The 11,004-nt window shown below is 59.4% G+C and carries 11 protein-coding genes and 1 riboswitch; of the genes, 8 read left to right on the top strand and 3 right to left on the bottom strand.

The features are described from left to right. Positions 1-135 precede the first annotated feature (135 nt). Positions 136-361, top strand: a riboswitch (cobalamin riboswitch). A 281-nt stretch (positions 362-642) separates the two neighbouring features. The 5 genes from nrdH (at position 643) to GFM02_RS34175 (ending at position 5,780) form a co-directional block, all read left to right on the top strand. Continuing rightward, positions 643-864 (top strand): glutaredoxin-like protein NrdH, encoded by a 222-nt coding sequence (gene nrdH / locus GFM02_RS34155; protein WP_018243700.1) that lies wholly within the window; start codon positions 643-645, stop codon positions 862-864. 9 nt (positions 865-873) lie between these two features. Next, complete coding sequence (gene nrdI, locus GFM02_RS34160) at positions 874-1,278, top strand: class Ib ribonucleoside-diphosphate reductase assembly flavoprotein NrdI (RefSeq protein ID WP_168273296.1); 405 nt, start codon at positions 874-876, stop codon at positions 1,276-1,278. Continuing rightward, positions 1,257-3,461 (top strand): class 1b ribonucleoside-diphosphate reductase subunit alpha, encoded by a 2,205-nt coding sequence (gene nrdE / locus GFM02_RS34165; protein WP_168273297.1) that lies wholly within the window; start codon positions 1,257-1,259, stop codon positions 3,459-3,461. The genes nrdI and nrdE overlap by 22 nt, the downstream gene beginning before the upstream one ends. Before the next feature lie 16 nt (positions 3,462-3,477). Further along, positions 3,478-4,452 (top strand): class 1b ribonucleoside-diphosphate reductase subunit beta, encoded by a 975-nt coding sequence (gene nrdF / locus GFM02_RS34170; protein ID WP_168273298.1) that lies wholly within the window; start codon positions 3,478-3,480, stop codon positions 4,450-4,452. A 104-nt stretch (positions 4,453-4,556) separates the two neighbouring features. Next, the gene (locus GFM02_RS34175; RefSeq protein ID WP_168273299.1) at positions 4,557-5,780 is read left to right on the top strand and encodes an adenylate/guanylate cyclase domain-containing protein; all 1,224 of its coding nucleotides are present in this window, start codon (positions 4,557-4,559) and stop codon (positions 5,778-5,780) included. 12 nt (positions 5,781-5,792) lie between these two features. Here the strand turns inward: GFM02_RS34175 and queE are convergent, their stop codons facing one another. Genes queE through queC form a run of 3 tightly spaced genes read right to left on the bottom strand, consistent with a single transcriptional unit; the run spans position 5,793 to position 7,584 of the window. Continuing rightward, positions 5,793-6,521, bottom strand: coding sequence for a 7-carboxy-7-deazaguanine synthase QueE (queE, locus tag GFM02_RS34180; RefSeq protein ID WP_168324162.1), 729 nt, complete (start codon positions 6,519-6,521; stop codon positions 5,793-5,795). Further along, positions 6,518-6,874, bottom strand: a complete 357-nt coding sequence (gene queD, locus GFM02_RS34185; protein ID WP_020051764.1) for a 6-carboxytetrahydropterin synthase QueD — start codon at positions 6,872-6,874, stop codon at positions 6,518-6,520. Before queD ends, queE begins: the two co-directional genes overlap by 4 nt. Beyond that, a complete protein-coding gene (gene queC, locus GFM02_RS34190) occupies positions 6,874-7,584 on the bottom strand; it encodes a 7-cyano-7-deazaguanine synthase QueC (RefSeq protein ID WP_168264185.1) in 711 nt (236 codons plus the stop codon). Before queC ends, queD begins: the two co-directional genes overlap by 1 nt. Positions 7,585-7,988: 404 nt before the next feature. Here queC and GFM02_RS34195 point away from each other — a divergent pair, with 404 nt between their 5' ends. The 3 genes from GFM02_RS34195 to GFM02_RS34205 all read left to right on the top strand — a co-directional run. Continuing rightward, positions 7,989-9,248, top strand: a complete 1,260-nt coding sequence (locus GFM02_RS34195) for an ABC transporter substrate-binding protein (protein WP_168324160.1) — start codon at positions 7,989-7,991, stop codon at positions 9,246-9,248. A 70-nt stretch (positions 9,249-9,318) separates the two neighbouring features. Beyond that, positions 9,319-10,272: a carbohydrate ABC transporter permease gene (locus tag GFM02_RS34200; RefSeq protein WP_064650833.1), complete on the top strand. Its 954-nt coding sequence runs from the start codon at positions 9,319-9,321 to the stop codon at positions 10,270-10,272. Beyond that, the coding region (locus GFM02_RS34205) for a carbohydrate ABC transporter permease (protein ID WP_168324161.1) at positions 10,269-11,004 on the top strand (736 nt) is incomplete at its 3' end. The genes GFM02_RS34200 and GFM02_RS34205, both read left to right, overlap by 4 nt.

Below are 11,004 nucleotides of genomic sequence, written 5' to 3' on the forward strand. Positions count from 1 at the left end.
CTCTTCGTCGGGGCTTTCTCCACAGCCTGCTTTCTTAAGCTTCCGTTATCCATATTTTTCATAGGAACGTAGCGATTTCAAACCTGTCGTAATGCAATGCACAAACCATCCGTTGACGCGAATTTGGATTGGCGTACTATATCTAGTGTTCGAGGTTCCATCGATTCGTGAGGATCGGCGGCTAAGACGGGAATACGGTGCGCCTCGCTATCATGGCGCGGCAATGCCGGAGCTGCCCCCGCAACTGTAAGCGGCGAGCAACTGTCCGATTTCAGGTCACTGGAGCATGATGCTCCGGGAAGGCTGGGGCAGGGTGCTTTGACCCGTGAGCCAGGAGACCTGCCTCGAACGAAACGTCCACGGGCGGGGTGTCCGGAAGGTCGCGTTGCATGGCTGCGGGGAATCTCCGCATCGCGTTTCGCAGGCCCGAGCCTCCGCCGCCGAAACCTTCGTATTGAGCCACTTCGGGGTGAAGTCATGTCAGTATCTCAGTTCAGGCCGCCACCCGCGCCAGGTAGAGGGCGGATCACGCCCAGCGGCTGAACGAGCCGCATCGCTGCAAAATATAGAGTGTTTTCGACGGATATCGCGAGATTTCCGATCGATGTCCTGCGTCCCAATCGCGTCGTCACGAGGAATATCATGACTATTACCGTCTACAGCAAGCCTGCCTGCGTCCAGTGCACTGCCACCTACCGCGCCCTCGACCGCTTGGGCGTCGATTATGACATCGTCGATATTTCGCAGGATGCCGAAGCGCTCGATCGCGTCCGCAGCCTCGGCTATATGCAGGCGCCTGTCGTCATCGCCGGAGAGCAGCATTGGGCGGGCTTCCGTCCCGACATGATCAGCGCACTTTCCTGAGGAAAGGCGATGGGTCTGATCGTCTATTATTCCAGCCGATCCGAGAACACCCATCGGTTCGTCGCCAAGCTCGGACTGCGCGCGGCGCGCATTCCGCCAGGTGGCGCAGACGCGTTCCATATCCGCGAACCCTTCGTGCTTGTTGTGCCGACCTATAGCGGCGACGGCGGCAAGGGTGCCGTTCCCAAGCAGGTGATCCGTTTCCTCAACGATGCGGAAAACCGAGTAAACATCCGCGGCGTGATCGCCGCGGGCAACAGCAATTTCGGCGAGACATTTGGGCTCGCCGGCGACGTCATCTCGCAGAAATGCCAGGTGCCTTACCTCTACCGGTTCGAGCTCATGGGCACCGAAGACGATGTCGCCAACGTCAAACACGGAATGGAACGGTTTTGGACACGGGAACAACCCTGACGCGGGATGCGGGCGCAAAACCGCAACACACTTTTGCTCATACCGCCGGCGAACGCCCTTTGAAAGCGGCGGAAACGCTCGACTACCACGCGCTGAACGCGATGTTGAACCTCTACGATGAGCAGGGCAGGATTCAGCTCGACAAGGATCGTTTGGCGGCCAAACAGTATTTCCTGCAGCATGTGAACCAGAACACGGTGTTCTTCCACAATCTGAGGGAAAAGCTCGATTACCTCGTGACCGAGGGCTATTACGAGCAGGAGGTTCTCGACCAGTATTCCTTCAATTTCGTGCGGGATCTGTTCGACCAGGCCTATGCCAAGAAATTCCGCTTCCCGACCTTCCTCGGCGCCTTCAAATATTACACCAGCTATACGCTGAAGACCTTCGACGGAAAGCGCTATCTCGAGCGCTACGAGGACCGAATCTGCATGGTGGCGCTGGCTCTGGCGCGCGGCGACGAGAGCCTTGCCCGCGATATGGTCGAGGAGATCATTTCCGGCCGCTTCCAGCCGGCGACGCCGACCTTCCTCAATGCCGGCAAGAAGCAGCGCGGCGAACTGGTTTCCTGCTTCTTGCTGCGCGTCGAGGACAATATGGAATCGATCGGCCGGTCGATCAATTCGGCGCTGCAATTGTCGAAGCGCGGCGGCGGCGTGGCGCTGTCGCTGACGAACATCCGCGAGGCGGGCGCGCCGATCAAGCATATCGAGAACCAGTCCTCAGGCATCATTCCCGTCATGAAGCTGCTCGAAGACAGTTTCTCCTATGCCAACCAACTCGGTGCGCGCCAAGGCGCGGGTGCTGTCTATCTCAATGCCCACCACCCCGACATCATGCGCTTTCTCGACACCAAGCGCGAAAATGCCGACGAGAAGATCCGCATCAAGACGCTGTCGCTCGGTGTCGTCGTGCCTGACATCACCTTCGAACTCGCGAGGAATAACGAGGACATGTACCTGTTCTCGCCCTATGACGTGGAGCGCGTCTATGGCGTGCCCTTCACCGAGATTTCGGTGACGGAAAAGTACCGCGAAATGGCGGACGACGCCCGCATCTCCAAGAAGAAGATCAAGGCACGCGAATTTTTCCAGGTGCTTGCCGAAATCCAGTTCGAGAGCGGCTATCCCTACATCATGTTCGAGGACACGGTGAACCGGGCGAACCCGATCGCCGGACGTATTTCGATGAGCAATCTCTGCTCGGAAATCCTGCAGGTCAGCGAGGCCAGCGAATATCATGACGACCTTTCCTACAAACATCTCGGCAAGGACATTTCCTGCAATCTCGGCTCGCTGAATATCGCCGCGGCAATGGATTCCGCCGATTTCGGCAAGACGATCGAAACCTCGATCCGGGCGCTGACGGCCGTTTCCGACATGAGCCACATCTCCTCGGTTCCTTCGATCGAGAAGGGCAATGACGAGAGCCATGCGATCGGCCTCGGCCAGATGAACCTGCACGGTTACCTCGCCCGCGAACGCATCTTCTACGGCTCCGAGGAAGGCGTCGATTTCACCAATATCTATTTCTATACGGTGACCTATCACGCGATCCGCGCCTCGAACCTGCTGGCGGTCGAGCGGGGCCAGAGCTTCAAGGGCTTCGAGAACTCGAAATATGCCTCCGGCGAATATTTCGACAAATATACCGACCGGCTCTGGGAGCCGGCGACGGAGACAGTGAGGGCGCTGTTCGAGACGTCGGGCATTCACATTCCGACGCAGCAAGACTGGGCCGCGTTGAAGAAGGCGGTGATGGCCTCCGGCCTCTATAACCAGAACCTGCAGGCGGTGCCGCCGACAGGCTCGATCTCCTATATCAACCACTCGACCTCCTCGATCCATCCGATCGTCTCGAAGATCGAGATCCGCAAGGAGGGCAAGATCGGCCGCGTCTACTATCCGGCGCCGTTCATGACCAACGACAATCTCGACTATTATCAAGATGCCTACGAGATCGGGCCGGAGAAGATTATCGACACCTATGCGGCAGCGACCCAGCATGTCGACCAGGGTCTGTCGCTGACCTTGTTCTTCCGCGACACGGCAACGACGCGCGACATCAACAAGGCGCAGATCCATGCCTGGAAGAAGGACATCAAGACGATCTACTACATCCGCCTTCGCCAGATGGCGCTATCCGGCACCGAGGTGCAGGGCTGCGTATCCTGCACGCTTTAACCGACCGGAGAACATCATGAACATGCAATTCAAACCGGTCAGCCGCGTGTGCGCCATCAACTGGAACCGCATTGAGGACGACAAGGATCTCGAAGTCTGGAATCGCCTGACCGGCAATTTCTGGCTGCCGGAGAAGGTGCCGCTGTCTAACGATATCCCCTCCTGGGGGACGCTGACGCCAGCCGAGCAGCAATTGACGATCCGCGTCTTCACTGGGCTGACGCTGCTCGACACGATCCAGAACGGCGTCGGTTCCATCCGGCTGATGGAGGATGCGGCGACGCCGCATGAGGAGGCGGTGCTTTCCAACGTCTCCTTCATGGAGGCGGTGCATGCACGCTCCTATTCCTCGATCTTCTCGACGCTGTGCTCGACACCCGATGTCGACGATGCCTATCGCTGGTCGGAGGAGAACGAATTCCTGCAGCGGAAATCGGCGCTGATCATGGAGCAGTATCGCTCCGGCGATGCGTTGAAGAAGAAAGTTGCGAGCGTTTTCCTCGAAAGCTTCCTGTTCTATTCCGGCTTCTACCTGCCGATGTACTGGTCGAGCCGCGCCAAGCTGACCAACACGGCCGACATGATCCGACTGATCATCCGCGATGAGGCGGTGCACGGCTATTATATCGGCTACAAGTTCCAGCGCGGGCTGGAACGGCTCGGCGACGAGCGGAAGCAGGAGATCAAGGATTTCGCCTTCGAGCTGCTGCTCGAACTCTACGACAACGAGGCGAAATATACCGAAGCGCTCTATGACGGCGTCGGGTTGACCGAGGACGTCAAGAAATTCCTGCATTACAACGCCAATAAGGCGCTGATGAACCTAGGCTACGAGGCGCTGTTCCCGGCCGAGGCCTGCAAGGTCAATCCGGCGATCCTGTCGGCGCTTTCGCCGAATGCCGACGAGAACCACGACTTCTTCTCCGGCTCCGGTTCCTCCTATGTGATCGGCAAGGCGGTGGCGACCGAGGACGAGGACTGGGATTTCTGAGGCTTGATCGCCGTCTGCCTCTTATCATTTGCTCTCTCATCGCCCACATTGAGCGGGAACTAAATTTGGTCCTCGCCGATGATGTGGCGTAGCGGGAGTTTTTGATGCAATCCTTTTCGAACAAGGCCGGTATTGCGGGCGAAGGCGTCTGGCCGATCCGCAGGAGACGGATTCTCGACTGGCTGGTGAACGAGACGCGCGGCGAGCGGTTCATCGACAATATCCTGGTGGAAATGTGCGAGAAGCTGCTGGCAGCAGGCGTGCCGGTGGCGCGGGCGACATTGCATTTCAGGACGAACCATCCGCAATGGGTCGGTGCCCGCATTCTCTGGAAAGAAGGCCTGGCGGAAGCGAAGATCGACACTTTCGCCTATGGTGTCGAAAACACACCTGAGTTCCTGAAGAGTCCCGTCAATGCGATCCATCAGGGTGCGGAGGAGGTGCGCAAACAGCTGGAAGACACAGCCGACGGCGGCGAGGATTCATTCTATCAGGAACTGCGCGATGACGGCCTCACGGAGTATATCGCCTGGCCGGTCGAGCACACTTTCGGCAAACGGCATGTCGTGACATTTTCCACCAGCCGGCCGGGCGGCTTTACCAGCGAACATGTCGATTTCCTGCGCGATCTGCTGCCGGCCTTGACGCTCGTCAGCGAAATCCGGCTGAAGAACATCATGGCGCGCACGCTGCTGCAGACCTATGTGGGACCGCATGCGAGCGAACAGATCCTGTCGGGCGTCACGACGCGCGGCAGCGGCGCGACCGTCGGCGCAGCGATCATGATCTGCGACCTGCGCGACTTTACGGCGATCTCCGATCTCTGGCCGCGCGACGATGTTATCCACCTGCTCAACGACTATTTCGACGCCATGTCGGACCCGATCGAACGGCATGGCGGAGAGATCCTGAAGTTCATGGGCGACGGATTGCTGGCAATCTTTCCGTTAGCCAAGGAAACCGCCTGCCTCGATCTGCTGCAGGCGATCCGCGAAGGGCAGACATCAATGGCTGAGCTGAATGCGCAGCACGTGCGCATGGGGCGCGAACCGCTGCGTTATGGCGTCGGCGTGCATGTCGGCGATGTCATGTACGGCAATATCGGCTCGCGCCGGCGGCTGGATTTCACTGTCATCGGCCCGGCGGTCAATGTCGCCTCGCGGCTGGAAAGCCTGACCAAGGAGGTCAAACGTCCGGTGCTCCTGTCGCGGGCTTTCGTCGAAATGTCGGGCTGCGCGAAAGATATGGACAGTCTCGGCACTTTCCCGCTGCGCGGGCTTGGAGAGCCCGTCGATGTTTTTGCCTTTCCGGAGCGTGTTGCTGCATAACTTCAGGCGGACTCATACCCCTCGTTTGTTTCCCCAGAGCAGCACGTGCAATTGCGGTAGTACGCGGACTTCAAACCATTGATCGGCCGTCACCCTTTCGACAAGCCAGAGCATCCGATCCATCACGCCGTCGATATCAATGCGCGCATCGTCGTCTTCGGGCGGCGGCGGCGTATGATTGCCCGGCTGTAGGAACAAGGGAATTTGCGGATAGCGCTGACCCGCCTGCTGGGCGAATGCGTAGTCGGCATCGTCGAAGACGACGATCTTCAATGCGACCTCCGGTCCGCCGGCCGCCAGTTGAAGACAATTATCGACCTGGTCCCAATCCGCCAGCATACCGCTTGATGGCGGTTTGGGGCTGATGACCAGGGTGTCGAGATCTCGAAACCAGCCCTGGGCGACGCTTCCCTGTGTTTCCAGGGCAAAGCGATATCCTTGCGAATGGCCAAGCTCGATCAGTGGCCTTAAGGGCTGTATCGCCGGATTGCCTCCGGAAAGGGAAACCGTCAGTGGCTTTCCCCCGGAGAGCTTCATGACCTCGTGCCAGATCGCCTCAGGGGACATGGGAATCCATTGATCCCGGAAGGCGCTGTCGACCGCGTGAAGGCTGTCGCACCAGGAGCACCTGCAGTCGCAGCCGCCTGTCCTCACGAACACAGTCGGCAGCCCGATCAAGGCGCCTTCACCCTGTATGGTCGGGCCAAAGATTTCGCTGACGCGAATGCTCCCCACGCTCACGGCCTGTACTCCGCCCAGGTTTTCGGCGTCTCGCTGACGCGAACGGACGATGTCTCCGGGAAGCGCTGCTTGCACCAGTCGTAGAAGTGCCTTGCCAGGAACTCGGAGGTGACTTTCGAATGACCGAAGACGTCGTTCAGGTGACGATGATCGAGAGCTTCGTCGATATAGCGCTTGAGCGGCGAGAGATCGTGATAGTCACGGACGAAGCCATCATCATTCAGGCTTTCCGCAGCCAGTTCGACGACGACGATGTAGTTGTGACCGTGGAGCCGAGCACATTGATGGTCGGCCGGCAGGTGATCCAGTTGATGGGAGGCGGAGAGATGAAACTCCTTGGTGATGCGGTACATCAACGCACCTCCATGGCCGAGTATCGCGACACGGCCGCTCTCCAGAAATCCCGGTCTTCGTACTCCGTAGGATCGGGGACGCCGGCAAGATGAAACGCTTCGCGACGTTCCACGCAGGTTCCGCAGCGCCCACAGTGGAGCTCGCCGCCTTTGTAGCAGGACCAGGTTTCCGCAAAAGGCGTGCCGTGTTTTTCGCCGTCAACCACGATCGCCGCTTTGGAAACTTCGACATAGGGTGCAAGCAGTTTCACGCTGGCATAACCGTCCAGCGCTTCGTTCTGCATGCGCTGGAAGGCATCGATGAAGCCCGGCCGGCAGTCCGGGTAGATGAAGTGGTCGCCGCCATGCACGGCGACGGCAACGGCATCTGCCTTTTGCGCCGCGGCCAAACCAAACGCGATTGCCAGCATGATGGCATTGCGGTTGGGCACGACGGTGGCTTTCATGGTTTCCTCGGCGTAGTGGCCATCCGGAACCTCGACATTGTCGGTCAGGGCCGATCCGCTGAGATGGCCGCCGATGCTGGAGATGTCGATGACATGATGGGGTACGGAAAGCCGTGCGGCACAGCTGGCGGCGAAGTCGAGTTCCTTGCGATGCCGTTGGCCGTAGTCGAAGGAGACGAGACCGATAAGCTGTTTTTCCGTGGCTACCTTGTGGGCAAGCGAGACGGAGTCCAGTCCGCCGGAGCAGACGACGATGGTTTTCATATTTTGGATCCCTTGTTTTGACCGGGTGGGCTGCGACCGGATTACGCGGTGCTTCTAGGACAAATCACGGGTCATGGAAACAGTTTTAAAATCTCGGCCATCACAGCCGGGCGGCTACCCGACCGGAAAGTTGATCTGCGGCGGCAGCAGGAGCTGCAGATCCTTGGCCTCCGGATTATTGCCGTCGTTCCGTTAGCAATCCAAAAATTCGTATAAAATTCAATAGGATGTCCTAGTAGTCATATTTTTCTCGGGAGTCGAGAAAGGGCTTGACGACAGAAGGCTTATAACGCTTTAAATTGTTAACCGCGCGGAGGAGCGCGGCCGCGTGTTGCCCACTGCAAGGTGGGAAACATCGGGCGGCGGGGAGGGTCCTGCCGCCGATTTTCAACGGGAGGAAATTCATGCGCAAGTTTTTGAGCTCGGCAGCTGTTGCTGTCGTGATGATGGCTGGCCTTAATGCGGCCCACGCCGCTGACGTCAAGGAAGTGCAGATGCTGCACTGGTGGACGTCGGGCGGGGAGGCAGCGGCACTGAACGTCTTGAAGGAGGACCTTTCGAAGGAAGGTTTTGCCTGGAAGGACGTTCCGGTTGCCGGCGGTGGCGGCGATGCGGCGATGACGGCGCTGAAGGCGATGGTTGCGGCCGGCACCTATCCGACAGCCTCGCAGATGCTCGGCTATACCGTGCTCGATTATGCTCAGGCCGGGGTCATGGGCGATCTGACCGAGACGGCGAAGAAGGAAGGCTGGGACAAGTCGGTTCCGGCAGCCCTGCAGAAGTTCTCGGTCTATGACGGCAAGTGGGTTGCTGCCCCCGTCAACGTCCACTCGGTCAACTGGCTGTGGATCAACAAGGCTGTGATGGACAAGATCGGCGGCACTCAGCCGAAGACCTTCGAGGATCTGATCGCGCTCCTCGACAAGGCCAAGGCTGCCGGCGTCATCCCGCTGGCGCTTGGCGGTCAGAATTGGCAGGAAGCGACGATGTTCGATTCCATCGTGCTGTCGACCGGCGGGCCGGAGTTCTACAAGAAGGCCTTCAACGACCTCGACGAGGAATCGCTGAAGTCCGACACGATGAAGAAGTCGTTCGACAATCTGGCGACGATCATCAAATATGTCGACCCGAACTTCTCGGGCCGCGACTGGAACCTGGCAACCGCCATGGTCATCAAGGGTGACGCGCTGGTGCAGGTGATGGGCGACTGGGCCAAGGGCGAATTCGTCGCCGCCAAGAAGACGCCGGATACCGACTTCCTGTGCTACCGCTTCCCCGGCACCGACGGCAGCGTGGTCTACAACTCCGACATGTTCGGCATGTTCAACGTTCCCGATGACCGCAAGGCGGCCCAGGTGGCATTGGCAACCGCAACGCTGTCGAAGAGCTTCCAGTCGGCCTTCAACGTCGTCAAGGGTTCGGTTCCGGCCCGTACCGACGTTCCCGATACCGACTTCGACGCCTGCGGCAAGAAGGGCATCGCTGACCTGAAGGCAGCAAACGAAGGCGGCACGCTGTTCGGCTCGCTGGCGCAAGGCTACGGCGCGCCTCCGGCGATCGCCAATGCCTATAAGGATGTCGTCTCGAAGTTCGTCCACGGCCAGATCAAGACCTCCGACGAAGCCGTCAAGCAGCTCGTCCAGGCGATCGACGACGCCCGCTGAGACCACTGTCGATAACAAACGCTTCCCCGCGTGACCCGCGGGGAAGCTTCCGGGAAGGAGATGACATTCCATGAGCACCGTTGCGACCACCGATCCGGTTCTGACGCCGCGGCAATCGACGGGGATCTCGTTGAGGGGCCGGCTGCAGGATGCGCTGCCGAAGATCGTGCTGGCGCCGAGCTTCGTCATCACCATCATCTTCGTCTATGGCTTCATCGTCTGGACGGCCTATCTGTCGTTTACCAATTCCAAGACATTCCCCTCCTATGCGCTGACCGGCGCGCGCGCCTATCAGCGGCTGTGGCGCTGGACCTTCGAGAGCGATCCGCCGTCCTCCTGGTATACCTCGATCACCAACATGGCGATCTTCGGTTTCCTCTATGTCGGCATCTGCCTGGCGCTCGGTCTGTTCCTCGCCATTCTGCTCGACCAGAAGATCCGTGGTGAGAGCGTGTTGCGGCCGATCTTCCTCTATCCGATGGCGCTGTCCTTCATCGTCACAGGCGTTGCCTGGAAATGGTTCCTCGATCCCGGCCTCGGGCTGGAACAGACGCTGCATCACTTCGGCTGGACGAGCTTCCACTTCGACTGGATCAAGAACAAGGACTTCGTCATCTACACCGTCGTCATCGCCGGCGTCTGGCAGGCGTCGGGCTTCGTCATGGCGATGTTCCTGGCGGGCCTGCGCGGCATCGACGGCGAGATCATGAAGGCGGCCCAGATCGACGGCGCGTCTGCCTTCCAGCTCTATCGGCGCATCGTCATTCCGCTGCTGCGGCCGATCTTTCTGTCCGCCTTCATCGTGCTCGCCCATATGGCGATCAAGTCCTATGACCTGGTGGTGGCGCTGACCTCGGGCGGCCCCGGCGGCTCGGCCTGGCTGCCGTCCAACTTCATGTATGAATATACCTTCAAGCGCAACGAGATGGCCGTCGGCTCGGCCAGCGCCATCATCATGCTGATGACGATCTCGGCGATCATCGTTCCCTATCTCTATTCCGAACTGAAGGAGAAGGCGCGATGAGCAGCGTGACCTCTCCGATAGCGACCTCGCAGAACAGCACCAACACCCGCTGGATCGGCCGCACCGTCATCTACGGCCTGCTGCTGATCTTCGCCGTCCTCTATCTGATGCCGCTCTTCGTCATGCTGACGACCTCGTTCAAGACCATGGACGAGATCCAGAACGGCAACATGCTGGCGCTGCCGCAAGCGCCGACCTTCGACCCCTGGATCAAGGCCTGGGGCGAGACCTGCGTCGGGCTCACCTGCGCCGGCATCAAGGGCTACTTCTGGAACTCGATCAAGATGGTGGTGCCGGCTGTGGCGATCTCCACCATCATGGGGGCGCTCAACGGTTATGTGCTGACCAAGTGGCGCTTTCCCGGCCACACGCTGGTGTTCGGGCTGATGCTGTTTGCCTGCTTCATCCCGTTCCAGTCGGTGCTGTTGCCGATGGCAACGATCCTCGGCTCGCTCGGCCGCTTCGGCATGACGCTGCAGAATGCCACGGGCTGGAACTTCGGCTTCGGCAATCCGACGGTCAATCTGGTCTTCGTGCATGTCGTCTATGGCCTCGGCTTCACGACGCTGTTCTTCCGCAATTTCTACGAGGCCTTTCCGACCGAGCTGGTCAGGGCCGCCCAGGTCGATGGCGCCAGCTTCTTCCAGATCTTCCGCCGCATCATGCTGCCGAACTCGCTGCCGATCATCGTCGTCACGGTGATCTACCAGTTCACCAATATCTGGAACGACT

Origin of the sequence: Rhizobium leguminosarum bv. viciae, assembly GCF_012276115.1 — a bacterium.
In the GTDB taxonomy this organism is placed as follows: Bacteria; Pseudomonadota; Alphaproteobacteria; order Rhizobiales; family Rhizobiaceae; genus Rhizobium; species Rhizobium leguminosarum_T.